This window comes from Agrobacterium sp. YIC 4121 (genome assembly GCF_002008205.1).
Taxonomy (GTDB): Bacteria; Pseudomonadota; Alphaproteobacteria; order Rhizobiales; family Rhizobiaceae; genus Agrobacterium; species Agrobacterium leguminum.
This window is the reverse complement of the sequence record NZ_MRDI01000024.1, coordinates 1-26,828: the sequence shown is the minus strand read 5'-3', so window position 1 is coordinate 26,828 and position 26,828 is coordinate 1. Positions and strand designations below refer to the sequence as shown.

Genomic DNA, 26,828 nt, shown 5'->3' with positions numbered 1-26,828 from the left:
ATCCTTACGAATGGCGGGTGCGCGGGAAGACGTTGCCGCGGCGCACGAAGCGTTCGATCACCCGGATGAGGACCATCAGGATCAGCGACATCGCAAAATAACAAAGCAGCGTGACCGAATAGATGCTGGCGCTATCCAGCGTCAGGTTGCGGATCGACTGCGCGGCAAAGGTGAGATCGGCAATCGAGATCAGCGATACGAGCGAGGAAAGCTTCAGCGTTTCGATGGCGAGATTACCGAAGGCTGGCATCATCTCGACAACGGCCTGCGGCAGCGAGATGCGAAACAGCGTCTGCATCCGTGTGAAATTCAGCGCGCGTGCGGCTTCCAGCTGCTGCACCGAAACGGAAGACAGCGCGCCGCGCACGATCTCGGCGCCATAACCGCCGGCATGGGCGGCAAGCACCAGCACGCCGGTGGTAATCGGATCGAAGCTCAGCCCGACCAGCGGCAGGGCATAATAGAACCAGAAAAGCTGCACCAGCAGCGAGGTGCCGCGGAACACTTCCGTATAACAAAGCGCGATGGTCGACAGGATTGGTCCACCCTCGACGCGCAGAATGCCGAAGAAAAAGGCGAGCACCGTGCCGACGACAAGGGCTGCGAGCGTAATCGTCATGGTGACGACGGCGCCTTGCCACAACATCGGCAGATAGGCGGTCATGTCCATCTGGCGTTTTCCCGAATTCCCGAGGAACGGCGCCCGGTTATGGCCGGGCGCCGGCTGGCATTATTTGCCGGCGCAGAGATCGGCGACCTTCTTTTCGGCCGCCGCCGCAATACTCTGTTCGGACAGGCCATATTTGGCGAGGATTTTCTTGTAATCGTCGGTCTTGCGGAATTCGACGAGTGCGGCGTTGAAGGCGTCACGCAGCTCCTTGTCTTCCGGCCGGAAAGCGAAGCCGCCGTAATTACGCACGGGCGCATCCTTCACGACGGGGTCGGTGAAAGGCTCGACCTGCTCGACATTGGCTTGTCCCTTGGCGAGTTCCGAAACAGTCAGCTCCGTCGCTGCATAAGCATCGGCGCGGCTCTGGACGGTCGGAATGGCGTCCGCATTGGCGGGGATGAAGACGATCTGCTCTTCCTTGACGCCGACCGCCCGCAGGAAGTCGACATTGTTCGCGCCCGACACGACGGCCACCTTCAGCGAGGGGTCCTTGGCGATATCGGCATAGGTGGTCAGCTTTTTCGGATTGCCCTTCTTCACCAGCAGGCCTTCGCCATAGGACGAGTTCGGTTCGGTGAAGGCGACCTGCTTGCAGCGCTCGGGCGAGATGTTCTGTTCGGCGGCCGCAAAATCGAAGCGACGGGCCTTGAGGCCGGGGATCAGCGTGCCGAAGGGCGTCACCGTCCAGTTGACCTCTTCGATACCCATCGATTTCAGAACCGCGTTGGCCACATCGGGGCCGATGCCGGCGGAGGTGCCGTCTGGCTGCATGTAGGAATAGGGCACTTCATTGGCCGTTGCGGCGCGGATATAGCCCTGGCTTTTGACTTCCTCGACTGTCAGGGCGCTGGCGGACGTCACGCCGATGGTAAGCGCGAGGGCGGAAAGCCCGGCAAGTCTGGTAATGTGCATGTTCTTACTCCTCTGGTTGGGTTGCGCGGTCCGTTTTCGGATCTCACGATGTTTCTTGGGGCTAGATATTCTCCGTGACCGTGGCGATGACGGAAAGGCAGTCGCCGGCCTTGATCAGGCCGGGAACATGGCGCGCGGCAAGCACGCCATTGATGGAGGCGCGGTAATCGACCGGCGCGAGGCCGGTTTTGCCGACGGGATAAACCCGGGCGATTGTTTCACCCGCCGTGACCGCGTCTCCCAGATCGCGGACAAAGGCGACAAGCCCGTCGTCTTGGGCAAAGGTGAAGCAATCGCTGGATGGCATGTCGAGCCAGCGGCTTGGCGCAGGTGCCGGTGCGCCGGCAAGGATGCCGGCATGGCGCAGCAGATTGACGGTGCCTTTCCGGGCGATATCGATCGATCTTGCGCTCGCCGTGCCGGCTCCGCCGAGTTCGGTCGTGACAAAGACCTTGCCCATCTCCTCCACCGTTGTGTCGAGCATGCCGACGGCATCGATTTCCAGCATCTTCATCGAATAGGGGGCAGCAAAAGCCGCCACCGCTTCAAAACACCGGGCCTCCTGCGTCTTGTCGGGCAATTCGTGGGCTGCGGCATAGGGCAGGAAATCGAGTGTCCTGCCGCCGGAATGAAAATCGAGAACGATATCCGCAAGCGGTATCAGATGGCGGGTCACGTAGTCGGCGATCTTCTCCGTCACCGTGCCGTCAGGGCGGCCGGGAAAGCTGCGGTTCAGGTTTCCCCGGTCGATGGGCGAGGTGCGTGTTCCCGCTCGAAAGGCCGGATAGTTGAGCGCCGGAACGATGATCACGCGCCCGTTCACGTCTGCCGGATCGAGCGTGTGGGCGAGTTCGAAGAGTGCTGCCGGTCCCTCATATTCGTCACCATGATTGGCGCCGGTCAAAAGGGCTGTCGGCCCTTCGCCATTGGCGATGACGCAGATCGGGATCATCACCGAACCCCAGGCGCTGTCATCGCGGCTGTATGGCAGCCGCAGATGACCGTGCTGCACGCCCTTCGCGTCAAAATCGACGGTGGGCGTGATCGGCGAGGGGCGAAGCACGGTCTTCAACATCGTCTCAGCCTTTCACGAAGAGTTGCCGCGGCACATTGGAAAGGCATTCGACACCGGTTTCGGTGATGGCGATGCTTTCGGTGATTTCGAGGCCCATGTCTTCCAGCCAGAGACCGGTCATGAAATGGAATGTCATGCCGGGCTTCAGCTCCGTGCGGTCGCCGGGGCGAAGGCTCATGGTGCGCTCGCCCCAGTCCGGCGGATAGGAGAGGCCGATGGGATAGCCGGTGCGGTTGTCCTTGATGATCCCGTATTTTTTCAGGACGGCGAAGAAGGCATTGGCGATGTCCTCGCAGGTGTTGCCCGGCTTTGCGGCGGAAAGACCGGCTTCCATGCCCTCAAGCGTCGCTTTTTCCGCATCGAGAAACGCCTGTGTTGGCTTGCCGAGAAAGACGGTGCGCGACAGCGGGCAATGATAACGGCGGTAAGCGCCGGCGATTTCGAAGAAAGTACCTTCGCCTGAGCGCATCGGCTTGTCGTCCCATGTCAGATGCGGGGCGGACGCGTCGGCACCCGAAGGAAGCAGCGGCACGATGGCGGGATAGTCGCCGCCGAATTCGGCGGTTCCACGAATGCCGGCATCGTATATTTCTGCCACGAGATCGCATTTGCGCATGCCCGGCTCAACGACATCGACGATACGCTTGTGCATCAGCTCTACGATTTTGCCGGCCTTGCGCATATAGTCGAGTTCGGTCGGGCTTTTCACCGCGCGCTGCCAATTCACGAGACCGGCGGCATCCTTGAAACGGGCGTTTGGCAGATATTTCTGCAGAGACGCAAAGGCGGCTGCCGAGAAATAATAATTATCCATCTCGACACCGACCGTCAGGCCGGACCAGCCGCGCTCCTCGATGATCTCAGACAGCAGGTCCATCGGGTGCCGTTCGGTCGATTGAACGTAGTGATCCGGATAGCCGATGATATTGTCGTGGTTGAGATAGGCTGTGCGCCTGGCGCCGTTGGCATCCTGCTTGCGGCCGTACCAGATCGGCTCGCCTTCCGGCGGCACCAGCACGCATTGATGCACATAGAAGGACCAGCCGTCATAACCGGTCAGCCAATGCATGTTGGACGGGTCGGTGACGACCAGAAGATCGATCCCGGCCTTTTCCATGGCCTTGCGGGTTTTGGACAGGCGCGCGGCATATTCCTCGCGCGTAAAGTTCAGCGTTACGCTCACGCTGCGTCTCCCATTTTTATGCTGTTTTCGATGGTTTGACCGCTCTTGGCTTCCTTTGCGCGGGCAAAGGCGAGATTGGCGATGGCGGTGTCCTGCACGCCGGTGCCGGTCAGATCGGCAAAGGTGATGTCCTTGCTCGACATGCGGCCCTGCACCTTGCCGGCAATGACGTCCCCAAGTTCGGCGAAGTGTTGATCCGACGCGGCGTGGCCGGCGGCGATGGCATGATGCAACTCACCGAGAATGCGGGTCTGCGAGATGCGGTCCGCGACATAACGCGCTCTGGCGAATACGGCCGGATCGATCTCGTTCTTGTGTTCGGCATCCGATCCCATGGCTGTCAGATGCTGGCCTTCTTCCAGCCAGTCGGCAAAGAGGATCGGGCTTTCGGCGGGTGTCGTTGTCACGGTGATATGGGCGCCCCGCGCGGCGGCCTGTGGATCGGCCATGGCGGTGACTTCGATGCCGTGTTCGCTGGCGAAATCGCCCGCCAGTCTCTTGGCCTTGTCATGGTCGCGTGCCCATATCCGTGCCGATCTGATCGGGCGCACCAGCATCAGGGCTTCAAGCTGCAAGCGGGCCTGCATGCCCGCCCCGAAGATTGCGGCGACGGACGCGTCTTTGCGGGCCAGATGCCGCGCCGCGACAGCACCAGCCGCGGCGGTCCGCACATCGGTAAGATAGCCATTGTCGAGGAGAAGGGCCTCCACCAGTCCGGTCTTCGCACTGAAGAGGATCATCAGGCCATTGAGGCTGGGCAGACCGAGTTTCGGATTGTCGAAGAAACCGGGGCTGACCTTGATGGCGAAACCGTCAAAGCCCGGCACATAGGCCGTCTTCACATCCACTTCGCCACGAAACTCCGGAATATCGAGCCGCAGGATCGGCGGCATGGCAACGGCTTGCGTTGCGAGCGCCGCAAAGGCCCGCTCCACGCAGTCGACAGCGGAAAGGTCGAGCTGGATGACACCGCGAAGGTCTTTTTCGGTCAGGATGGTGATGCGGCTCATGCGGCTCCCCCGTCGATGATTGTTCTGTGGACCGCCGGATCGATGTTTCCGCCCGACACGATGATGGCGGTCGGGCCGCTGATGTCGATCTTGCCGGACAGGATGGCAGCGAAACCAACGGCGCCCGCACCCTCCACCGTCAAACCTTCATCGCGCGCCGCATGGCGGATGCCGGCTGCAATCTCGTCTTCGGAAACCAGCACGATCTCATCGAGAAGCGCCTGGCAAAGCGCGAATGTCACGCGGTTCTCCAGTCCAATTCCGCCGCCCAGCGAATCCGCCAGCGTTTCTTCCTCCCGGACGGTGACGGGCCGGCCGACTGCGACCGACGCCTGCATGGCCGCACCCCGCTCCATGGAAATGCCGATGACCCGTGCCCGTGGCTTTAGCGCCTTCACCGCAACGGCGATACCGCCCGCAAGGCCGCCGCCCGAAAGAGGAACGAGCACGGTCGTCAGTTCAGGCATGTCTTCGACAAGCTCGAGACCGATCGTGCCCTGGCCGGCCGCCACGTCAGCATCATCGAATGGCGGGATTGCGGTCAGGCCGAGACTCTTGCTCAGGCGCTCCGCTTCCTCCTGCGCGTCATCCTGTGACCTGCCGACGATCCGGATCTCCGCACCGAGCGCGCGGATCGCCTCCACCTTGTTCGCCGGCACGAGTGCCGACATGCAGACCGTGGCGGGAATTCCGAGCTTGCGGGCCGCATAAGCCACGGCGCGGCCATGATTGCCGGTCGAGGCCGTGACGAGGCCACGCCTGCGTGCCTCATCGTCAAGCGAGAGTATGGCGTTCACCGCGCCGCGCAGTTTGAAGGCGCCGATGGGCTGAAGGGTTTCAAGTTTCAGATGAACGGGATAACCACAGCGTTCGGACAGATTGTCCGAGCGAATTAAAGGTGTTCGCTCCACCTGTCCGGCAAGCCGCGCAGCTGCCTGTTCTATCGCGGTCAGCGAGACCGGAAGCAGGGTTTTGTGGGCGGATATGGACTGGTTTTCGCTCTTCATGATTGTCATGTTGTGAGCGAAGTAAAATCATGTCAATTATTATATTGTAATGATTCAATGATTTTCGAGCGGCCGCCTCAGCCGATTGAACCGATATCGTAGACAGGCGGCAGTTGCTCGAAGGTCTGCCGCACGGTGGTCAAGGCCTTGACGAGGCTTGGGTGATTGAGGCGGCCGCCGAGGCATATGCGGATGCCGCCGCCATGGCCGGGACCGGCAATGAATGGTTCCGACGGCGTGACCGCGACGTTCTGGTTTGTAAGCGCGCGCACCAGGCCGTCTTCTGTCCAGCGTGGTGGAACCTTCAGCCAGGCGCAGAAGGAGAGGGGGTGGCTCGAGGCGATATGGTCGCCCAATATGTCCGTGGCAATCTTTTGCCGGGCACGCACTTCGGCGCGCTGGACATCCAGCAGCCGCCGTGCGGTGCCGTTTTCGACCCAGCGCGTGGCGATTTCGGCCGTGAGGTAGGTGCCGCTCCAGCTCGATACACGCAGGATAGAGGCGGCGCGGATGGAGTAAGCGGGCGGCACGACGAGATAACCGACGCGGAGCCCGGTCAGCACCGTCTTGGTAAAGCTGGTGACGAAAAAGCCCAGATCAGGCAGCATTTCGGTGATGGATGGCAGATCATCCTCGATGATCGGTCGATAGACTTCGTCCTCAATGACAAAGACGCCGTACCGCTCGGCAATCGCCGCAATCGCCCGCCTGCGCTCCGCACCCGAAACATGCCCGGTGGGATTGTTGAGGGTGGGAATGAGCACCAGCGCCCTGACGCCACCGGCTGCACAGGCGGCCTCCAGCGCGTCCGGCAGAATGCCCTCTTCATCGGTCGGCAGGCCCTTGAGGCTGAAGCCAAGAATATTCGACAGGCCGATAATGCCGTGGTCGGTGAGGTTTTCGCAGAGAACCACGTCGTTCGAGCGGATAACGCAGCTCAAGGCAAGGAAAATGCCGTGCGCAGCACCGTTGATGACAAGAATACGCTCCGCGCCGGCGGTCACGCCCATCATGCCAAGCCAGATCCGTGCGGTTTCGCGATGGCTGTCGAGGCCCGCGACCGGCCGGCAGGGGCGCATGAAGCCCGAATTGTCGCCATCGGCCAATTCGCGAAGGATGGCGCGCGAGGCGTTTTCATGGTCGTCGAGATAAACGCCACGGATAATGGAGAGATCGAGCACCTCGGTCGGGCTGTGATCGAGCATCATGCGGCCCGCCCGGTCCGTCACCCGTGTCTTTACGAAAGTGCCGCGGCCGATTTCGCCGCTGAGATAACCCAGCCGCTCGGCCTCCTTGTAGGAGAGGCTTACGGTCTGGACCGAAAGGCCGAGTTCGCGGGCAAGATCGCGGTGGGTCGGCATGCGGTCCATCGGCTTCAGGACGCCGGCGTCGATATCGGCAATGATGCGTTCCGTCAGTGCGGAGTGTTTCGTTTCGCCCTTCTGCTTGGCAAGCGACGGCCGCCATGCCACCGGTTTGGTTGCGGAAACCGGATCGGAGCTGAGCGGATTGGCTTGACGACGCATGAAATTGTCTCGTTTTTGACGAAGGTAATTTCATGACATTATGCACGCTTCTGCGAAAAGATGAAGCCTTATGCAGCGCAGATGACAACTGCGCCGCAAATAGGCGCAGTTGTCATGTCATTGCTGTCGAAATGGGCAGCAGTGGTGACCGTTAAACGCCAAGGCTGGCGTCAGATTTTTTCGCCGGCCCGCACCAGATCATCCATGACGCTGCGCACGGCGGCTTCGGCGATGGCGATGATCTCATCCACCTCAGCCTTCGTTGTAACGAGCGGCGGTGCAAAGCCCAGAATATCGCCATGCGGCATGGCGCGCGCAATAAGGCCGCCGTTGCGCGCCGCCTTCGAAACGCGCGCGCCGACCGTGAGGCCGGGGGCGAAACGTGTCTTCTTTTCACGATCCGCCACGAATTCGATGGCGCCCATCAGGCCCACACCGCGCACCTCTCCGACGATTGGAAGCTGCGCGAACCTCGCCTTCAGCTGCTCCTGAAAATAGCTGCCGACGGCGCGCGCATTGCCGGGCAGGTCTTCCTTTTCGACAATGTCGAGCACGGCATTTGCCGCAGCCGCACCGATGGGGTGGCCGGAATAGGTGTAGCCGTGGGAGAAGGCCCCGACGCGATCGGCGCCTTCCTCCATCACCCTGTAGACTTTCTCCCCCACGATGGCGCCGGAGAGCGGGAAATAGGCCGAAGTCAGGCCCTTGGCGACGGTGATCAGGTCCGGCTCGATGCCGTAATGTTGCGAGCCGAACATGGAGCCCGTGCGGCCAAAGCCGGTAATCACCTCATCGGCGATCAGCAGGACGTCGTATTTTTTGAGGACATCCTGTATCGCCCGCCAATAGCCTTCCGGCGGCGGCGTGATGCCGCCAGTGCCAAGCACCGGTTCGGCGATGAAAGCGCCTATCGTGTCGGGGCCCTCGCGCAGGATGAGCGCTTCCAGTTCGTCGGCGCGCCGTTTTGAGAATTCCAGCTCGGTTTCACCAGCTTCCGCACCCCAGTAATGGTGCGGAACGCCGGTGTGCAGCACGCCGGCGCGCGGCAGGTCCATGTGGTCGTGATAAAAGCTCATGCCGGTCATGGAGCCGGAGACCACGCTGCAGCCGTGATACCCTCTCTCGCGGGAAATGATTTTTTTCTTCTGCGGCTTGCCGCGCAGGTTGTTGTAATACCAGACGAGCTTGGCCTGGGTCTCGTTGGCGTCCGAGCCCGACATGCCGTAAAAGACCTTGCTCATCTTGCCGGGCGCCATCTTCACCAGCCGGTCGGACAGGATCGCCAGTTCGTCCGTCGTGTGGGCGGCGTAGGAATGGTAGTAGGCAAGCCTGTAGGCCTGACGGGAGATGGCCTCCGCCACCTCGGTGCGGCCGTAGCCGACATTGACGCAATAAAGACCGGCAAAGCCATCGATCAGCTGCTTGCCATGCGCGTCCTGAATGCGGATGCCCTTGCCGGTTTCGACGATGGTCGGTTCGCCGAGTTTGCCGCTGGCGAAATCCTTCAACTGCGTGAAGGGATGCAGAACCGCATTTCGATCCATTTCCGCGATGTTTTTGATGTCGATGGTCATAGGCGAGTTCCTTTCAGGCAGCCAGGTTGCCGAAGCAGACATATTTGGGTTCGAGATATTCCATGAGGCCATGACGTGAGCCCTCGCGGCCAAGGCCGGATTGTTTCCAGCCGCCGAATGGAATGGGCGCGCCGGTGAATTTCGGGGTGTTGACGGCAACCATGCCGTATTCCAGCTGGTCGGTCAGGCGCATCGCCCGGCCGAGGTCGTTGGTGTAGACATAGGCCGCAAGCCCCATCTCCGTGGCATTGGCGCGGCGGACCACCTCCCGCTCGTCATCGAAGGGCAGGATGGCGGCGACGGGACCGAAGGTTTCTTCGCGCGCGATCAGCATGTCGTCGGTCACATCGGCGAGCACGGTGGGGGTGACGAAATTGCCGCCGAGCGGGCTGTCCTGCCCGCCGCAGACGAGGCGCGCACCGGAAGAGAGCGCCTGCGCAATCTGTTGACGACACTTTTCGGCGACGGACGGTCGTGTCATCGGCCCGATGTCGATACCGGGTTCAAGGCCATGGCCGACGGTCAGTCTGGAGGTCGCATCGGCAAACCGCTCAATGAAACGGTCATAAAGCCCGCGTTGAACATAGATGCGGTTTGCCGCAAGGCAGTCCTGTCCCGATGTGGCGAATTTGGCGGCGAGGCAGCCCTTCACTGTCTGGGACAGGTCCGCATCGGCGAAGACGATGAAGGGTGCGTGGCCGCCAAGTTCCAGCGAGGCTTTTTTGATGGTCGCCGCCGATTGCGTGAGGAGGAGCCGTCCCACCTCCGTCGAACCGGTGAAGGAAAATGCCCGCACCTCGGTATGCTCCAGCAGGCGGCGCGCAAGCGGCGCGGCTTCACCCGGCAGAACCTGCAACACGCCGGCCGGCATGCCCGCCTCCTGCGCCAGTTTTGCCAGTGCCAGTGCCGAAAGCGGCGTTTCCGGTGCGGGTTTGACGATCATCGTGCAGCCGGCAGCAAGGGCCGCGCCCGCTTTGCGGGCGATCATGGCTGAGGGAAAGTTCCAGGGCGTGATGGCCACCGTGACGCCGATCGGCTGCATCCGCACGGAAAGATTGCCGCCTTTGAGGTGGCTGGGAATTGTCTCGCCATAGGATCTCTCGCCTTCGCTCGCAAACCAGTCGAGAAAGGCGGCGGCATAGGAAATTTCGCCGAGCGATTCCGAAAGCGGCTTTCCCTGTTCGGCGCTGATGATAACAGCGAGGTCGCGGGCATTGTCACGCATCAGCCGGCCCCATGCCCGCAGGATATCGCCGCGTTCCACGGGCAGCATGTCGCGCCACCGGAGAAACGCTCTGCCGGCGGCCTCGACTGCGGCGTCCACATCGTTCAGGGAGCAGGAAGAGACATCGAGCAGATGATCTCCGCTTGCCGGATCGACAACGCCCAGCGTCTCCTTACGCGCCACCCATTGCCCATCCAGAAAGGCACGATGCTCGATCAGCTCGGGTCGGTGAAGGTTTTTAAGCGCTGCGCTGGCGATAGCTTCCATCGGCAAGTTCCCTTTTCATTTGCCAGAAGCTTAACTGCGCTGCATGATTGATCGACGGCGTTTAAGCATGCTTCGACGCAGGAATAATGCTTAGTTCGACATTCAGATGCAGGAATCCCGCATGACACAGATTGACCGAGCCGACCGGGCACTGCTTGACGCCGTGCAGAAGAACAATCGCCTGACATCGGAGGAGCTCGCCAAAATCGTCAACCTCTCGCCAACCGCGTGCCAGCGTCGGTTGAAGCGCCTGCGTGATGAGAGGGTGATCGAAGCCGATGTGGCAATCGTTTCGCCCAAGGCGGTCGGGCGCGGCATCACCATGATCGTTCTCGTCTCGCTGGAGCGAGAAAGGGCCGATATTGTCGATCGTTTCAAAGCCGCCATTCGCGCCACGCGGGAGGTGATGATCGGTTATTACGTGACGGGCGACGCCGATTTCATTCTGGTTATCACGGCCAAGGACATGGAAGACTACGAGGCCTTCACCCGCCGGTTCTTTTACGAGAACCACGATATCAAGGGGTTCAAGACGATGGTCGTCATGGACCGCGTCAAGGCCGGCTTCGCCTTTCCAATCGATCCATGAGTGAACGGAACGGCTGTCCGGTATCAGACGAGGGCCAGAATCCGGGCCGGGCCGCCCGTTCCGCCGCGGTGTGCCGGCGCGCCGACAACTATGGTCGCTCCCTTGACCGGCAGAGCCTCGAGGTTGTTCAGCCCTTCGATGCCGTAGCGCCCTGCCGGTAGCCAGGAATTGTGAACCGCGAAATCTGCGGAGTTGCCGGGATCCAGCGAAAGCGTGTCGACGCCAATGGCGACCGTATCGAGCTTGAGCAGAAGGTCGGTCGCCGATTTGCCGAAACCGGGGAAGGCGAATTTTCCGGCGTCGTCATTGCGGAATGAGGGGCTCTTCACTTTGGTTGCCCAGCCGGAGCGCAGGGCCACGATTGCACCTGCCGGAATGTCGCCATTCGCAGATATCCAGCGCTCGATGTCTTCGGCTTCAATGGTGGAATTGGCATCGTCTTTGGCGCGGTCGGTGATGTCGACGATGACGAGCGGCGCCACAAGTTTCTGCGGCTCCAACTGGTCGACGCTCGCGCCATCCGCGCTGAAATGGAAAGGCGCATCGATATGGGTGCCGGTATGTTCGTAGATGGTGAGTTTGTGGAGCTGATAGCCGTCCTTGGCGATCTCCGCTGCCCACTCGTATTCTATGCCCGGTTTGCCATCGAATGTGGGAAATGTGGAATCATAGGTATGGGTGAGATCAACGACCTCCCGGGGCGATTGCGCCAGCACTGGCGCCGCCAGGCTGCCCGCCGTCATGGCCGTTAAACCGGCCGCGGCGCCCTTGAACAGCAGGCGTCGTGACAGCATGTTCCGTTTTACGTTCTCGATCACGCAATTGTTGCACATGCCTCAGTCCCTCCGTTGAGAAATCCTTGTTCTCAAGCGTAGCGCAAAGGTGGAGTGACGCAAGGCAGGACCTGCCCCAATTTTTAACCTGTTGCAGGTGGCGGCTCCGGAAATTCGCCGCTCATCCGGTTGCCGCGGACGTCATGTCGCCCGCGGCCCAGGAGTGGCAGGGATCAGTCGCGACGCTGCACGACGGCGAGTGCGACCGTCAATGCGGCAAGGACGGCGGTGAGAGCGAGCGGCGCGGTCGCACCGTAGGAGTCAACGATATAACCGCCGAGCACCGCGCCAATGCTGATCGCCACCTGGAAAGATACCACCATCAGGCTGCCGGCTGCCTCCAGGGCATCGGGTGCACCACGGGAGAGGTTTGTCGGCAGCACGACCGGCCCCATGCCGAATGCAAGGCCCCAAAGTGCGACGAGAGCAAAAGCCGCACTCGTATGAGCACCCCAGATAACGAGGGCGATCGTCGCAAATGCCATCACCGCTGCAGTGACGATGAGAGCAACGCGGATACTGGCGTCAGCCATCCGGCCGCCGACGACATTGCCGATCACCGAGGCAACGCCAAATCCGAGCAGGGCGAGTGCAATCGGCGTGGTGTCAAGAAGCGTGACCTTTTCGAGGAAGGGACGCACATAGACCGAGCCTGCAAAATGCCCCGTCATCAGCAACAGGATGGCAAGCATACCGAGCTGAACGCTGCGGCGTCGCGTCAATCCAAGGACATCGGAAAGACTGTTGCTTGTACTTGCCGGCAGCGACGGCAGGCTGAGTATCTGAAGCAGCATGGCAACTATGGCAAGTCCCGCCGTCATCGACATGGCGATGCGCCATCCCAGCCAGTCGCTGATCAGGGCGCCCATCGAAGGAGCTGCAATGGTGGCAAGCGAAACGCCGAGGGTAACGATAGCCATGCCGCGCCCGGTCGAATTTGCGCCGACAAGCCGCGCCACAACGGCAACCGACAGCGCCCAGAAACCGCTGAGTGCAACACCCAGCCCGGCCCGGCCCAAGAGCAATAGCCAGAAATCGGCGGCAACCGATGCCAGAATGTTGGAGGCAATCGCCAGCGCGCTAAGACCGACAAGCACTGTCTTGCGGTTCAGCTTGCCGATCAGAACATTGCTCAACAGGGCCGTCACCGCGCCCACGGAGGCGGTGGCGGTGACGACCTGTCCGGCCGTGCCTTCTGTGATGCCAAGATCGCGCGCCATGGGCGTCAACAGGCCCGCCGGCAGGAATTCGGCCGATACCAGCGCGAAGCTGGTGGCCGCCATGGAAAGAACGGCGAACCAGGTCGCAGCCGTCCATGCGGGTTCTTCTGTGGTTTCCAGGGGGATAGCTACCCCATCAAACTGCGATGTTGTGTCCGTCATGACGTCTCTCCTTGAGTTGAGAGAGTTTTAGACGGTTTTTTCCGGATGATATGTATCTAAAAATCCGAATTTCATGCCTATTCCTCCGAAATTTGTGCATCGCACAACATTTGTCGTGCCATTCGCGTGGGGAGGATGCCATTGCGGACCGGCGGCCTGAATGAGGGCGCGATGAAAGCGTGGTCCCATCAGTGGTGGATGCGATCAAGAAAGCTCCGGATCAAAGGGATGACTTCCTCAAGGTTTGTTTCCAGGAGCCAGTGTCCTCCATCCAGTAGATGAAGCTCGGCATCGGGCATGTCGCGAAGATAAGCGCGTGCGGAGCGCTCGGGCATGTAATGATCCTGCGGTCCCCAGATGATGACGGTCGGCGGCCGACAGGTTTGCAGGTAGCGGCGGTGGATCGGAAACCAGTCGCGATTTGCCTTGAGGTCAGAAAGTAGGTCTGCTGCGATATCCTTCCTCCTCTCCGTCACAAGGCTCCAGTGCAATTGCCAGAGGTCAGGAGGAATGAGTGCGGTAAGTTCGGGACGGACGTTATTCAGAAACTCGTCACGAAAATTCTCCTCGGTGACGGCATCGCGAAATGCGGCGCGCATCCGGTCTGCAGGCAGCGACCAGAACTTTTCGATATCGGCATATTTCGGCCCCAGCGCGTCTTCATAGGGAATATCGCCATTCTGGATGATCTGTCCCACGATGCGGTCCGGCTTCATGATGGAAAGCCTTGCGCCTATGGGAGAGCCGAAGTCGTGCAGGTAGAGCACAAAACGATCGAGACCCAGCGTCTCGACAAAAGCGTTAAGCCAGCTAGCATAACCGTCAAAGCTATAGGAAAAGGTTTCGGGATTGCCGCTATAGCCGAACCCCGGAAAATCCGGTGCGATCAGCCGCCATCTGTCGGCCAATCTGGGCATGAGGTTTCGGAACTCGAAGGATGAGCAGGGATAGCCGTGCGGCAGCAGAATGACCGGCGCATCCTGCGAGCCAGCCTCCCTGTAGAAGGTCTCTACCCCCGCAATTGAGGTTCTGCGATGTGTGACGCGCGTGTCCATTGAATTGCTCCCTCAGGGATAAGAGCGCAGAGCGGGACGAAAGGTTCCCATATCCGTGCATGGCCGGATGCACGCGCTGAGCGGCAGCGGCGCCGATTTCGCTCGACCAGATGGAATGGGTCATCGCCGGCGCTCTGCTCGGACCGGGATTTGGCTATCTGCTGAAGTGGAGAAAAAACCGGCGTCCCGGGCCGGCAACTTTTCAAACGGTCATCCGTTTATGCATCCATGACCGATGCTGACGCAAAACCCAAACCAGTCGATGGCACCGGCCACAACGGTGCAGAGAATGTTCATGCCAACGACGCACCCGATGATCCCCTTCCGCCGGAGGAATTGGAGCCCGCTGCGGGTTTGACGCCGCAGCAGGCCGAAGAGGCTCGCAAGCGATATCTTCTGAAGCGCTTCCTGATCAGCGCGCGGGGTTTCTGGAGCCGCCGTGGGGACGGGCTTGCCTGGCCGTTCTCCATCGGGCTTCTCGCTATGATCGGCGTCAATGTCGGTTTCCAATATGGCATCAACGTCTGGAATCGCGGGATTTTCGACGCAATTGAAAAACGGGATGCATCGACGGTCTACTTTCTCGCTTCCATATTCCCGCCGCTGGTTCTCGGAAGCGTTTTTATTGTGACCTCGCAGGTTTATGTCAGAATGCGCATTCAGCGCCGCTGGCGGTCGTGGCTGACCAAGGTGCTGGTCTCGCGATGGATCGCAAATGGCCGCTATTACCAGCTCAACCTGATCGACGGCGACCATCAAAATCCGGAGGCGAGGCTGTCGGAAGATATGCGGATCGCCACCGAAGCGCCCGTGGATTTCGTGGCGGGCGTCATTGCGGCCTTCGTATCGGCGTCCACCTTTATCGTCGTTCTGTGGACGATTGGCGGCGCGCTGACGCTGCCGATCGGCGGCTTATCGGTCACGATACCAGGTTTTCTGGTGATTGCGGCGGTGATTTATGCGCTCATCACATCCAGTTCCATCGCGTTGATCGGCCGGAACTTCGTCCGGGTCTCCGAGGTCAAGAACCAGCTGGAGGCGGAATTCCGTTACACGCTCACCCGCGTCCGGGAAAACGGGGAGAGCATCGCCCTGCTCGGCGGCGAAGAGGAGGAGCGAAGCGACCTCGACAGGAGGTTCCGCAATGTCCGACACCAATGGAAGCAGATGGCGCAGCAATATATGCGCACCACGGTCGTGTCGCATGGATCGATGTTGATCGCGCCCGTTGTTCCGCTTCTTCTCTGCGCGCCGAAATTTCTCGATGGAAGCATGTCTCTCGGCCAGGTCATGCAGGCGGCATCCGCTTTCACCATCGTTCAATCCGCCTTCGGCTGGCTGGTCGACAACTATCCACGGCTGGCGGACTGGAATGCCTGTGCACGCCGCGTTGCCTCCCTGATGATGTCGCTTGACGGGCTGGAGCGGGCCGAACAGAGCGATAAGCTCGGCCGGATCGTGCGCGGCGAAACGGAAGGCGAAACGATGCTCAGCCTCAAGGATGTTTCGGTGTCGCTCGGCGACGGCACGGCCGTTGTCAAGGAAACCGATGTGGAAATCGGGCGGGGAGAAAGGGTGCTCGTCGCAGGCGAATCCGGATCCGGTAAAAGCACGCTTGTGCGGGCAATCGCGGGCCTTTGGCCATGGGGCGGAGGCAGCGTCAGTTTTCGGGCCGGCAGCCGGCTTTTCATGTTGCCGCAGCGGCCATATGTGCCCTCCGGCACCCTTCGCCGGGCGGTCTGCTATCCGCAGGCGGCCGAGAGCTGGACGTTCGAAGAGATAGGAGAAGCTCTCGACAAGGTTGGTCTCGGCCATCTCAAAGACAAGGTGGAAGAGGAGGCGCCGTGGGACCAGACGCTGTCGGGCGGTGAAAAACAGCGGCTGACCTTTGCCCGCCTGTTGCTGAACGACCCGGATATCATCGTCATGGACGAGGCGACCGCGGCTCTCGACGAAAAAAGCCAGGACAGGATGATGCAGACGGTGATCGATGAGTTGCCCGACGCCACCATCATCAGCGTGGCGCATCGTGCCGAACTGGAGGCCTTCCATAGCCGGAAGATAACCTTGGAACGCCGGGAAGGCGGCGCAAAGCTGGTCAGCGATATCCACCTCATTTCCCGCAAGGCCAGATCCCGCTCCCTGCTTCGGCGCATGGTCAAACGCAGCTAAGTCGCTGCGGCTGTCGCGAGTGCTAACGCGAACGAATATCGCCCTTTCCGGTGTTCCCGCCCTGTGCGGCGTCACCCGTAAGAACGATGGACGGCAATTCGGCGAAGTCATAAAATGGCTGGCAGAGGAGGCAACGATATACTCTTGGGAGGAAACCAATGCCTATCTTCATGGACCGGCACGAGCTTGCCGGCGTTTCCGCTGCCGATATCGCCGCGGCACATCTTAAAGATATCAACATTCAGGATCGGTACGGCGTCAGGTTTTTGACCTACTGGTTCGATGAAAGGCGCGGCACGGCGTTTTGCCTTATGGACGCGCCGGACGCTGAAACCGCGCAGTGCGTGCATCGCGAAGCGCACGGCTTCGTCGCCAGCGAGGTGGTGGAAGTCGCGCTGTCGGCGGTGGAAGCGTTTCTCGGGCGAATACAGGATCCGGTAGCGCCCGCGGCCGCCTCGAAAAATATGGACCCCGGCCACCGCGCGATCCTTTTCACGGACATTGTCGGTTCAACCGAAATGACGGCCCGCCTCGGCGATCGCATGGCGGCGGAACTTATCCGGGCGCATGACGCCCTCGTGCGCGGTTGTCTGGGGCGGCGCTCGGGACGAGAGGTCAAGCACACCGGTGATGGCATAATGGCCGTGTTCTCCTCCACGCCGTTTGCCGTGGATTGCGCCATCGACATCCAGCGCGAGTTCCATCGTTACAACAGCGACAGGGGTGAGCCCATTCACATCCGTATCGGTCTGGATTGCGGGGAGCCTATCGAAGACAGCAATGATTTCTTCGGCACGACCGTGCAATTGGCGGCAAGGCTTTGCGCCGCCGCCGAGAGCGACCAGATCCTGATCTCGGACAAGACCTTCCAGGAATATGGCGGCGCCGATGTCCTCGTGCATGGTGATCGTTACAGGCTGAAGGGCTTCGCCGAGCCGGTGCTGGCCTATAGTTGCGAGTGGCTGCACTAGCTAAAGCCTGTGCAGCCACTGAAGGGGCGGAAATCGCCGGATTTATTCGGCCGTCGCCTGAATATCGACCTTGTCGAGAAGCCCCATCGGATTGTCGGAGGCGGCAACCAGATCGAAAATGCCGAGGCCGTTTGCGCCGGTGGATTTGACCGTTACCGTCAGGGTCCCGGGTTTGCTGATGAACTGGACGAGCGCTTGCACGGCGTTCTGCAGCTTCGGCTGTTCAGCTGCCACCTGCGGCAGCATCATGCTCGCCACAAGCGTCAGGGTGGCGCGTACCTGATCTTCCGTCATGTCGTTCTGCAGGGCATAAAGCTTGATCGCCTTGGCCATCAAACCTTCGTCCTTGATCGTGAGCTTCACTTCGCGGCCGGCAAGCCCGAAGAGCGCCGCCTGCGCGCGATTGACGTCGAAGGAGAAGAACTCTTCCGTAAAGCCGCTTACCAGACCGGCAAAATTGACGCTGCCGAAATCCTTGCTGCTGAGCGAGATATCGCGGATCACCAGATTGCTGTTCGGTTCGTCCCAGCCGGCGGCGAGACCGTAAGAGAAGGCCAGCGTTTCGAGACCCAGTTTGCGGGCTTCGACGAAAACTTCCTCCGTCGAATCCGCCGGGATCGGAAGCGTGAGCTCGTCCTGCCTGATCTCGATATCGGTCGGAATGCCGTTGAAGGGTTTGGTCAGCCCCATCTCGAAATTCTTGAGCGAGAATTTGATACGTTCCGGCGTGCCGGCCGTTTCTTCCTCCGTCTTTTCCGGCGCGGCGATATCGACGTTGATGCCGCCGACGCGCACCCTGCCGAGTTCCGGTATCAGGCGATTGAACTGGAAGGTTTCCATCTGCGTCTCGTCGAGCGTGATGATCTCGGAAATTCCCTTGATCGTCGAACTCCAGTCGAAGCCCTTGAGGCTTGCTTCCGCGACTTCAATCTTGCTGTCGCCATCGCCGATCGACATGCCATTCAAGCCGAAGTCGAGCGTGCGGCTGTCCATCTGCATGTCGATGCGGTCGATGGTGGCCTTGACCCTTTTGCCGGCCGCCCCTTCCTTTTCGTCCGGCGCGTCGGCCTTGAGGCCGATGAACTGCATGTTGCTCTTGCCGACCATGTCGAGAATGGACACGACCTTCGCGAAAAGCGCCTGGCGCGCCTCCGGTGAAAGCTCGTCAGGATCTTGGGTGGTCGTCAGCGTTTTGAGGGTATCCAGCAGCGGTTCGGACGGCATGCGGGCGGTAAAGCCATCGCTGCGGATTTCATCGTAGCTGAAATGACCGTCTCCTTCAGAGAAGGAAACCGCCTTAATGGAGAGCGGCCCGTAGAGCGGCTTCGCTTCCTTGTCGTCCGGGCCGGCCTTCTCCGTATAGAGCCGGGCGAGATAAGCGACGTCGATGTCCTGGCCGGCGATCGCGCCGGTCGACACGACCATATGCTTGTCCTTCATCGCGCCTTCGCTGTCGGGAAGCTGCATCTTGATGTCGTAGCTGCCATTGTCGATAGAGTATCGGGCAATGCGGCCGCCGGCGATCTCAGAGAGAGCGAGGTTCCTGTAAACGGTCTTCTGCTCGGTGGTCGCGACGGACTGGGTAAACGTCACCTCCGGCGTGGAGATGCTTGTCGCCGCGAAGCGCTCGATGCGCCGGGGCAGGGAGCCGCCGTTTCCTTCCGCCTGTGCCGGCTTTTGGAACGCGGCATTCTCGACGCGGGCCTGCGCCACTGAAATCTTTCCGGTCGGCACATCGATGTCGATTGTGTTCATGTCCAACGCGCCATCCAGAAACGGAAGTTTCGGGCGTCCGTCGATAGCCGCGATCTTGATATTCCTGCCCTCTTCGAGCGGCAGCGTCAGATCGCGAACATGAATTTTGCCGAGAAAATCGACCTCGATGGAAGTGGCCGTCGCACCGCTGCGGGCAACCAGCTCCTTCACCTTTGCTTCGTAGAAGGTCTTGCCGCCGATGACGCCTGCGGCAGCAACGGCAATAATCGCAACTGCCGCCCAAAGCGCCCTGCGCCGACCCTTGCCGGTCTGGATGTTTTCCTGTTCCACGAAGTGAGTCCTCTCTAACGAACTGATATTGGCTGCCTTTTAAGCACGCAAAAGTTGCTTAGCAAGGGGTCATTGCTGTCTGAATTCTGGCGTGAAAAGTCTCGACGCGGATGAGGTGTTTCCGCACCCGTTCTCCATCGGGTTGAAGCTATCTCCAGAACATCAGCGCCATACCGGCCACGACAAGTGCGGCGCCGGCCCATGCGCCGGGCGCCGGCACTTCCCGCGTTCTCAGCCACAGCAATGGCAGGATAATCACTGGCGTCGTTGCCGACAGTGTCGAGACGATGCCGACCTTGCCGCCGGAAAGGGCAAAAAGAAGCAGCGTCATGCCGAAAGCCAGGGCGATGATGCCCGTGAACGCCGTCTGGAGGAACAGGCTTCGGGTCATAGGGCCTCTGGGCCTGACAGCCTCGATAGGCAGCATGGTCAGTGCGGTCAGGCAAAGGGCGGCCACCCCGACACGCAGCATGGAAGCGGCAAGAGGATCGATCCCGGTCGCCATCACGGGCCTTGCAATGAGCGAGCCGACCGCCTGGCTGAGCGCCGCCAGAAGGCCGAAGAGCACGCCGAGCCAGAGAGGCCCCTTCACGCTCTCCCATTCATGCAGCTGCGCCTTGCGCTTGCCGAAGAGGATTGCCAGCAGCACGCCGCTGAGTGTCAGACCTATGCCGGCAATGGCGCTTGCGGGAAGCTGCTCGCCAAGCACCGCCCATGCCAGCAGTGCGGCGATCGGGGCATTCAGCGCAAACAGGATTCCCGAACGGCGCGGCCCCAGCCGGTTGAGGCAGGTAAAGAGAAGCGTGTCGCCAACAAAAATGCCGATGAAGCCGGAAAGGATAAGCGACGATAATGCCTCGGGCTGAAGCTCTCGCCAGGAGCCTGACGCGAGCACATAGACCCCCAGCAAAGCGGCGACAAAAAGCTGCCGCGTCCTGTTGAAGGCCAGCGCTCCAAGCCGCCCCGCCGGGCCCGCGGCAAGAAGCCCGGTTATCGCCCAGCACGTCGCGGCGCCCACGGCAGCCAGTTCATAGATCGGCATGTTTTCCCCGTCGATTCGCAGCCTGCTTTCGGCTGCGGACACTATCCCTGTCTGCACCCATCGCAGATTCCGGGTTTGCCCGCCATACCCTAAGCATCGCCATCAACGGCATGCACCAGCACATGGCCCGCCGCCCGCGGCGGGCCAGCCGCCGCGTCCGTTCGCAACAAATGCGCCGCACCCGCACAGCTCCCCAGTCTCGATGTCAGCGTGCGCCGGCATCGAGACTGCGAACGGACGGGTCATTCACCGTGCGTCACGCGCCATTGATGATATTGCAGATGCCCTCGCGGATGACGTTCTTGTCCGCGATCTGCCCTGCCTGAATGTTGAAGACAGCATCAATTCGCACCGCGGCGCCCTTCTGCCGGGCCACGACCCGCAGCGTCTGAATTCTGCCGCTGCCGCTGGTTTCCTGATGCGCATCGATGGAAGACAACGCCTTGTTGATCTGGATGCCTGCAAAACCTTCCGCCGCCACGGCCTGAGCGAGTTTTTGCAGCACGGCGGGCGCTTTCGCCTTCGGCAGCTCCTGCCAGGACTTGTAAGAGACAGCCGTCACCATCGGTACGCCTGAGACAGTGAAGTTCTTCTCGCAGGATGCGGCGAGGACGGGGCTTGAGAAGGCGATCAGGCCAAGAGCTGCTATGACATATTTCATTTCGAATAATCCAATCGTTGGTAAAGGCTGAAAGCTGCCGGCCGCATCAGAATGTCGACCGTTTTCCTCTGTAAGTGGACGGAGGCGGAAGAGCCTCATGGGCTTGCGCCAGCGTTTCCAGCCATGTCGCCAGGCCAGCGGGAACCTCCTCGTTGCCCGCTTCCAGCGCCTCGATCCATGAAAGTTCGCATTGCAGCGCGGACGCAATATTGATCGGCGTCCAGCGGATCACCCGCAGGCATTGATTAAAGCGTTCTGGTGACATGATGATTTGATTTTTTCCCCGTCTTTTCCCGGCGAAGCTCACTCAGGCGGCAGCGAGAGTCAATCTTTTTCTGCAACTTTTGATGGCCCGTTTCCGGCCCGGCAGTTGCATCCGCCACCCGTTGCCGAACGCCAGGCGCATGAAGGGGAAAGGCCCGGTTACCCAAACGAGACGGCCGGAGGACGCATCGGCATTTCATCCCCGGGGCCATTCCTCCCTATAAAACTTAGTTAATCTGCTAAGTTTTTCCTTGCCCCATCGCCATGAAACATGATAGTTAGCAATATGACTAAGCATTATCGGGAACTTTCACTGATCTTCCAGGCTCTGGCCGATCCGACTCGGCGGGCGATTCTGGCGCGCCTCGGCGGCGGGCCGGCGCCGGTCATGGAGCTGTCCGCGCCCACGGGGCTGCGTCTGCCCACGGTCATGCGGCATCTTTCCGTGCTGGAGGAGGCGGGGCTGATCGTCACGTCCAAGGATGGGCGGGTGCGCACCTGCGCAATCGTGCCCGAAGCGCTGGAGCCGGTAAGTACATGGCTCGATGAGCAGCGGGCTGTGTGGGAGAGCCGGCTTGACCGGCTGGAGGCATTTGCAATGCAGGCCATGAAGGAGGATTCAGAATGACAACGAAACCGGATCAAAAAAGCGCACGCGCTGAACCGCTTCAACCGCAAGACCGTTTTGCAACGCTCAGCTTCGAACGGGAAATTGCCGTTCCGCTATCGGCGCTCTGGCAGGTCTGGCTGTCACCCGCCGCCCGGGCGGTGTGGGCCTCTCCCACGCCCTCGGTGACAGTGGAGTTCCTGGAGGCGGACAGCAGGCTGGGCGGTCGCGAAGTGTCGCTCTGCAAGGTCGCTGGCCAGCCGGATATTCGCTGTGAATGCGGCTGGCTGGAGCTTCAGCCAACCCGCCGCAGCGTGAATTACGAGGTGGTCTCATCCGGCGGCGTAACCCAGTCGGCAGCGCTGGTAACTGCCGATTTTCAGGCTGCGGAAGAGCGTAGCCGCTTGACCGTAACGGTTCAGCTTTCCTCATTGGCCGAGGATATGCGGGATGGCTATCAACAGGGTTTCAGCGCCGGTCTCAACAATCTGGCCAGCGTGGCCGGGCGAACCATGGTGCTGGAGCGAACGATAAAGGTGCCGCGAAACATTGTCTGGAAAGCCTGGATGAATGAAAAGACGCTGCCGCAATGGTGGGGCCCGGAAGGCTTTTCCTGCCGCACGAAGAGGATTGACCTGCGGACCGGCGGCGAATGGGTCTTTGACATGATCGGCCCTGACGGCACAGTTTTCCCGAACCATCATCGTTATGTCGAGGTGCGCCCCGAAGAGAGGCTCGCCTATACGCTGCTATGGGGCGAAAACGGGCCGAAACATGCCGACGCCTGGGCCTCTTTTGAAGATCAGGATGGCGCGACGAAAGTTGTGCTGGGCATGGTGTTCAGCACGGAAGCCGAGTTCCAGCAAGCGAAGGGTTTCGGCGCCGTGGAGCTGGGTCAGCAAACGCTGGGCAAACTGGAACGCTTCGCCAAGGCGCTGTAGATGCGCCGTGCCGTCAGCTCCATGTGCAGAGGTCTTGATACTGGTCTCTTGTCCAGACCGGCATTAATCTTCAAAGCCGCTCTGCGCGTGCGAGATCGTCTTGCAGGTCCCGTCATCCTTCTCGCCAACCATGCGCTTATCACGGATAACGGAACCCTTGGCGATGTCGATCTCCCATGCCATGGAGCCTTCATTCAGGCTCGCTTTACCACCGGCAAAGGCACCCTTCTCCATTCTCTGACTTCCAGAAGCCGGGACATAAACTCCAAATGTCCCGGCGGCTTCGTCGAGTATAGCGCGACAATCAACATGATACCTTCACTCCGACCGCGACATAAGAGTCTCATCTAGATTGTCGCGCGCGTCTCATCCTGATTGACGCTGAATCTCACCGTGATTGCCGCCGCGCAGTCGAGAGCGAAATTGAACACCTGGGGGGGCCTTCGAGCTGGCAAACTCACAGCTGAAATAGGTCGGCGCGGCGAAGGTGCCTGAAACTGAAAAGAGCAGATCGGCAGCGGTACATCCGGTTCCTGTAATTGCCTTCAATTCCTGATTCTCATTTTTGTTCTCCCGTCCGCTCAGAAATATTGCGCTCCGCCGGCAAAGCCAGCTTCCTATGGCGACTGAACGTTCTAGCTTTCGGTCAGCGGATCATTTTAGGCGTAAGTGGACTATCAAAACTAAGCAGCTTCTGCCGCCGTTTCCTCTGGTTTCGTGCCATGTATGATCTTTCTCAAGACAACACCTACTTTGAATTTGCGATGCTCGGTGAGGTAGCGCTGACTAAGCATCAGTTCATAACGAGACATAAAAGGGAGGTCGTTCAGGGAAAATTCTTCGGTAGTGCAAAGTATGCAAAACACCACCGTGTACTTCTCCCCCACGACTTCCTGACTCTTCTCTGGAATAAGCGCTAGGAATAGAGCCTTATCCTTGCCTGTGTTGTCCTCGCCACCGTCATCTTTGATCCAGCTCCGCATATCTGAGCGGCATTCTGTGTCTGTGAGGAAGGCATCAGCGTAAAATTTGCATTGGGTGAAGAGGTGGCTAATGGAGGCAGCGCCGGATGAATAGCGCTTTACGTGGATGATTGAGCCGTCGGCGTGAAGAAGGTCGCAAACCTCATATGATTTACTGCCTGCGATCGTGATTTTTGATTTATCTAGAACGTACAGCTCTGAACAGGCTTTGCCTGCAGTAGAGTTGAAGACATCTTCTCGGTTTTGGTTATGCTTCGCACTCCATATATTCACATTTGTAGGAAGGTAGGGCGCGTCATGCATGACGATGTCAGTCTTAATAAACGATTCGACCTCTACTTTTAGATCCTCTGATATTTCGCGCCATTGTCCGTTCGACAGAACGAAGGTTCGATCACCAAGATCGGCCTCTGCCACAAGGCATTTATAGGCGTTCCACTTCGGATAAGTTACATGTTGCTCGCTGTCATAGAGAAAAATTTTCCAAGATTTTAGCCGCTGCGCAGTTAGGTCTTTTAGGCGTCGGCGAGTAACTGAGATGATGTCTGTGATACGCAAATCCTCAAAGGTAGGCGGGGCGGGTTTATTTGCCTCTGCCTTTACGTATGCAAACTCGAGGTCACCCTCTACAAATTCGGGCGGAGCTAGGTGAACTCGCGTTAAGTCTCCCGCCTCGATAGAGAGACAAAGAATTTCGTCGAGTTTTTCAATAATCGCAGGATCGTTTTCGTGACGAAGATTGTCGTACGACTTAAATTGAGTATTTTTGTAGTCAGTTGACCAATACCGCTCTTAAAACTGTTTGCATGTCTCAACCAGATAGGACCAAGAAACTTCGGAATCTTTCGGAAATTTTATTGTTATGCTATCTTTTCCTTTAAACGATTCGACTTTTTCCTTATACGGCTCTTTTACCGAGCCGGAAATTATACGGAGAAACTCGGTGTCCGAGTTTATCCCGAACACACTTAAGGGAGCTCCGGAACTGGCCTGCCGCTCAGTCTGCTTGCTGATCGCCTCATGACCAGTAGTCTGAATCCGCCGAAGTCCATCGTCGTGGCATATGTTCATTCCAACCCTGATCCCGAAATCGTATACTATTTGATCTTTTTCAATGTAACTATCTGCGTGCTGACCAAATGTGGCGGCAAAAAAGAGCGGAGTACTATCTGTTTCTATGCGAAGTGCCATTACGGCGCGCGGAAACTTGTTTCTGGATTTGAATTCATATTTTTTTGAAGAGTGTCCGGAGTTAAGGAAGACGAGCCAGGGGATGTCATCTTCATTTTTATTTTTACTAAGTACTTCCTCATACTTAATGAGGCCGGTTACTCCGTCCTCAACATCTACCGAGTCATAGTTACTGCCAATTATAAAATCCTCAAAACCGGATACGGTCTTGATTTTATATAGGGTCACCCTCTTAAAATCTGTCATATTGCTATTCCCCCGAGTTTTTCCTAAGTCTAAATCAACTCTAAGTTCTCGGGAAAGTGGTTTTTTCGTCAGGACATGCAACTAGAAGGGCGCAGTGACTGCGGTCTGCTCTTTGTCTACGTTGCTGTCGCTGCTTGATGCATTTCTCTGAGTGTTGATCTATTATCGGTTGAATATCGCAGTAATCCCTTGCGTTGATGTAAATATTGAAGTGATCTCTAATTCAATCAAAACTGTGGGGCCGTATGTCTGTTTTGGATATTCCTCTTCGAAAAGTGCTGCAATTGTTTGATGCACCTCCGGCGTTGCGGCGCAAAATTTTGAAAGATGATATTCGTCTTGATCTCAAAAAAGAGGCCGGTGGAAACCGAGGCAGAGGTGGAAACTTCCATGAGGCCTTTTGGGCAGATGTGAAGAAGCATATTTCCGACCGCGGTGATCTCACAATACTGACGGAAGAACGGATAAGGTCGAATAAAAATTTCAAGCGACTATACCCACAGTTAAAAGAAGGCGTTCTCGATCTGCTCAGTGCAAAGTTGAGATGGTCAAATGAACTAGTTGAGATCATTCCCCAAAGCGTGCATGGCATCCTAAAAATTGAAGAACTAGACGCTACAATCCGGATACGTGATGCTTTGCACGCGCGCGTTAGAGGCGAATACACACGCGTCGTGTACCCCTACTTTAGTGAGGAGCCCGCGTTGTCCGAAGTAGGGGGACGATTGGGCTTGTGGGTGATGCAGCGCGCGCTGATTAATCTTGATGCAGATGATATGCGCATCATCGATCCCCTTCGTAAGACGTTCTTTTCCCCCCGAACAACACCTTTACAGGGCGATGAAGAGATTATTTTTCTTGAAAAATATAGCTCATTGATCAGCGAATGGGAGCGCTTAAAAAGAGAGTAAAACGCGGTTTGGTTTTTTCGCGCTGACTCATCTACAGTTTTTTTGGACCATGTTTTTTTACTTCCTCTTTATCCCCACCCTGTTTGCATGACTTATACTACTTCCATTCAACGATGAATCGGGAGACGTTCCGGTTTTACGCTGGATCAGCGCCGGTGTGAGAGAAGACGTAGCTCTCACATTTGGGGTCTGAGGGCGAATGTTTTCCGGCGATGAACTGAGGAGAGATGGACTGGGTTTGTGGTGGGCCTTTCTATTTCTCTGAAGGTCGTTTGCTAAAGGATTGGCTTGCTAGGCATAAACTGCTGATGCGGGGCACTGATAAGTGTCTTTATTCCCCAGGTGGCAATTTTCAGTGCCCCGTTGCAATGCCCATCGATCTGAAAGGCAAATGGGAAAAGAGATGAAGCTCAAGACACGGTCGCAACTGCGTCGCGTGATAGGAAAGGTGTGTTCAAATGGGTCTCTATGAAATGTACGTTCTT

23 protein-coding genes and 1 pseudogene are annotated in these 26,828 nt (G+C 58.8%); 6 read left to right on the top strand and 18 right to left on the bottom strand.

Annotated elements, in window-relative coordinates; translation table 11 throughout:
• Positions 1–4: 4 nt before the first annotated feature.
• From ehuC to BTE54_RS20835, 9 genes are all read right to left on the bottom strand, one after another.
• Positions 5–670, bottom strand: a complete 666-nt coding sequence (gene ehuC / locus BTE54_RS20875; protein WP_078053855.1) for an ectoine/hydroxyectoine ABC transporter permease subunit EhuC — start codon at positions 668–670, stop codon at positions 5–7.
• Positions 671–730: 60 nt separating this feature from the next.
• Positions 731–1,582 carry an ectoine/hydroxyectoine ABC transporter substrate-binding protein EhuB gene (gene ehuB, locus BTE54_RS20870; RefSeq protein ID WP_078053854.1) on the bottom strand — a complete coding sequence of 284 codons (852 nt, stop codon included), beginning with the start codon at positions 1,580–1,582 and terminating at the stop codon, positions 731–733.
• A gap of 61 nt (positions 1,583–1,643) precedes the next feature.
• Positions 1,644–2,657: a N(2)-acetyl-L-2,4-diaminobutanoate deacetylase DoeB gene (doeB, locus tag BTE54_RS20865; protein WP_078053853.1), complete on the bottom strand. Its 1,014-nt coding sequence runs from the start codon at positions 2,655–2,657 to the stop codon at positions 1,644–1,646.
• Positions 2,658–2,661: 4 nt separating this feature from the next.
• Complete coding sequence (gene doeA / locus BTE54_RS20860) at positions 2,662–3,840, bottom strand: ectoine hydrolase DoeA (RefSeq protein ID WP_078053852.1); 1,179 nt, start codon at positions 3,838–3,840, stop codon at positions 2,662–2,664.
• Positions 3,837–4,850, bottom strand: a complete 1,014-nt coding sequence (gene eutC / locus BTE54_RS20855) for an ectoine utilization protein EutC (protein ID WP_078053851.1) — start codon at positions 4,848–4,850, stop codon at positions 3,837–3,839. Before eutC ends, doeA begins: the two co-directional genes overlap by 4 nt.
• Positions 4,847–5,866, bottom strand: coding sequence for a hydroxyectoine utilization dehydratase EutB (gene eutB / locus BTE54_RS20850; RefSeq protein WP_078053850.1), 1,020 nt, complete (start codon positions 5,864–5,866; stop codon positions 4,847–4,849). The genes eutC and eutB overlap by 4 nt, the downstream gene beginning before the upstream one ends.
• A gap of 68 nt (positions 5,867–5,934) precedes the next feature.
• Positions 5,935–7,383 carry a PLP-dependent aminotransferase family protein gene (locus BTE54_RS20845; RefSeq protein ID WP_078053849.1) on the bottom strand — a complete coding sequence of 483 codons (1,449 nt, stop codon included), beginning with the start codon at positions 7,381–7,383 and terminating at the stop codon, positions 5,935–5,937.
• A gap of 170 nt (positions 7,384–7,553) precedes the next feature.
• Positions 7,554–8,957: an aspartate aminotransferase family protein gene (locus BTE54_RS20840; protein WP_078053848.1), complete on the bottom strand. Its 1,404-nt coding sequence runs from the start codon at positions 8,955–8,957 to the stop codon at positions 7,554–7,556.
• Between the two features lie 13 nt (positions 8,958–8,970).
• The gene (locus BTE54_RS20835) at positions 8,971–10,449 is read right to left on the bottom strand and encodes an NAD-dependent succinate-semialdehyde dehydrogenase (RefSeq protein ID WP_078053847.1); all 1,479 of its coding nucleotides are present in this window, start codon (positions 10,447–10,449) and stop codon (positions 8,971–8,973) included.
• Positions 10,450–10,570: 121 nt separating this feature from the next.
• On the opposite strand from BTE54_RS20835, the gene BTE54_RS20830 reads away from it, so the two are divergent.
• Positions 10,571–11,038, top strand: coding sequence for an Lrp/AsnC family transcriptional regulator (locus BTE54_RS20830; protein ID WP_078053932.1), 468 nt, complete (start codon positions 10,571–10,573; stop codon positions 11,036–11,038).
• 23 nt (positions 11,039–11,061) lie between these two features.
• Here the strand turns inward: BTE54_RS20830 and BTE54_RS20825 are convergent, their stop codons facing one another.
• The 3 genes from BTE54_RS20825 to BTE54_RS20815 all read right to left on the bottom strand — a co-directional run bounded on the left by BTE54_RS20825 (position 11,062) and on the right by BTE54_RS20815 (position 14,308).
• On the bottom strand, positions 11,062–11,871 hold the full coding sequence (locus tag BTE54_RS20825) for a cyclase family protein (protein WP_143240760.1): 810 nt from the start codon (positions 11,869–11,871) through the stop codon (positions 11,062–11,064).
• Between the two features lie 173 nt (positions 11,872–12,044).
• Positions 12,045–13,253, bottom strand: coding sequence for an MFS transporter (locus tag BTE54_RS20820; RefSeq protein ID WP_065657752.1), 1,209 nt, complete (start codon positions 13,251–13,253; stop codon positions 12,045–12,047).
• A 188-nt stretch (positions 13,254–13,441) separates the two neighbouring features.
• Positions 13,442–14,308 (bottom strand): alpha/beta hydrolase, encoded by an 867-nt coding sequence (locus tag BTE54_RS20815; protein WP_065657753.1) that lies wholly within the window; start codon positions 14,306–14,308, stop codon positions 13,442–13,444.
• A 228-nt stretch (positions 14,309–14,536) separates the two neighbouring features.
• On the opposite strand from BTE54_RS20815, the gene BTE54_RS20810 reads away from it, so the two are divergent.
• Positions 14,537–16,480, top strand: coding sequence for an ABC transporter ATP-binding protein/permease (locus BTE54_RS20810; RefSeq protein WP_078053846.1), 1,944 nt, complete (start codon positions 14,537–14,539; stop codon positions 16,478–16,480).
• 158 nt (positions 16,481–16,638) lie between these two features.
• Positions 16,639–17,451, top strand: coding sequence for a nickel-binding protein (locus BTE54_RS20805; RefSeq protein ID WP_065657755.1), 813 nt, complete (start codon positions 16,639–16,641; stop codon positions 17,449–17,451).
• Between the two features lie 42 nt (positions 17,452–17,493).
• Here BTE54_RS20805 and BTE54_RS20800 read toward each other — a convergent pair whose 3' ends face one another.
• The 4 genes from BTE54_RS20800 to BTE54_RS20785 all read right to left on the bottom strand — a co-directional run bounded on the left by BTE54_RS20800 (position 17,494) and on the right by BTE54_RS20785 (position 21,465).
• Positions 17,494–19,497: a hypothetical protein gene (locus tag BTE54_RS20800; protein ID WP_078053845.1), complete on the bottom strand. Its 2,004-nt coding sequence runs from the start codon at positions 19,495–19,497 to the stop codon at positions 17,494–17,496.
• A 148-nt stretch (positions 19,498–19,645) separates the two neighbouring features.
• Positions 19,646–20,539, bottom strand: coding sequence for a DMT family transporter (locus tag BTE54_RS20795; RefSeq protein ID WP_078053930.1), 894 nt, complete (start codon positions 20,537–20,539; stop codon positions 19,646–19,648).
• A 256-nt stretch (positions 20,540–20,795) separates the two neighbouring features.
• Entirely contained in the window at positions 20,796–21,200 is a 405-nt protein-coding gene (locus BTE54_RS20790) for a hypothetical protein (RefSeq protein WP_078053844.1), read from the bottom strand.
• 46 nt (positions 21,201–21,246) lie between these two features.
• Positions 21,247–21,465 (bottom strand): hypothetical protein, encoded by a 219-nt coding sequence (locus tag BTE54_RS20785; protein WP_003505772.1) that lies wholly within the window; start codon positions 21,463–21,465, stop codon positions 21,247–21,249.
• A 285-nt stretch (positions 21,466–21,750) separates the two neighbouring features.
• On the opposite strand from BTE54_RS20785, the gene BTE54_RS20780 reads away from it, so the two are divergent.
• Complete coding sequence (locus tag BTE54_RS20780) at positions 21,751–22,092, top strand: metalloregulator ArsR/SmtB family transcription factor (protein WP_198939202.1); 342 nt, start codon at positions 21,751–21,753, stop codon at positions 22,090–22,092.
• Positions 22,089–23,012, top strand: coding sequence for an SRPBCC family protein (locus BTE54_RS20775; protein WP_078053842.1), 924 nt, complete (start codon positions 22,089–22,091; stop codon positions 23,010–23,012). The genes BTE54_RS20780 and BTE54_RS20775 overlap by 4 nt, the downstream gene beginning before the upstream one ends.
• 63 nt (positions 23,013–23,075) lie before the next feature.
• Here the strand turns inward: BTE54_RS20775 and BTE54_RS25175 are convergent, their stop codons facing one another.
• Both BTE54_RS25175 and BTE54_RS25380 read right to left on the bottom strand, forming a co-directional pair.
• On the bottom strand, positions 23,076–23,246 hold the full coding sequence (locus tag BTE54_RS25175) for a hypothetical protein (RefSeq protein WP_198939201.1): 171 nt from the start codon (positions 23,244–23,246) through the stop codon (positions 23,076–23,078).
• A 449-nt stretch (positions 23,247–23,695) separates the two neighbouring features.
• Positions 23,696–25,432: pseudogene (locus BTE54_RS25380) on the bottom strand (DUF6119 family protein).
• A 245-nt stretch (positions 25,433–25,677) separates the two neighbouring features.
• Between BTE54_RS25380 and BTE54_RS20760 the strand changes: the two are divergent.
• A complete protein-coding gene (locus BTE54_RS20760) occupies positions 25,678–26,343 on the top strand; it encodes a hypothetical protein (protein ID WP_078053839.1) in 666 nt (221 codons plus the stop codon).
• The last annotated feature ends 485 nt before the right edge of the window (positions 26,344–26,828 follow it).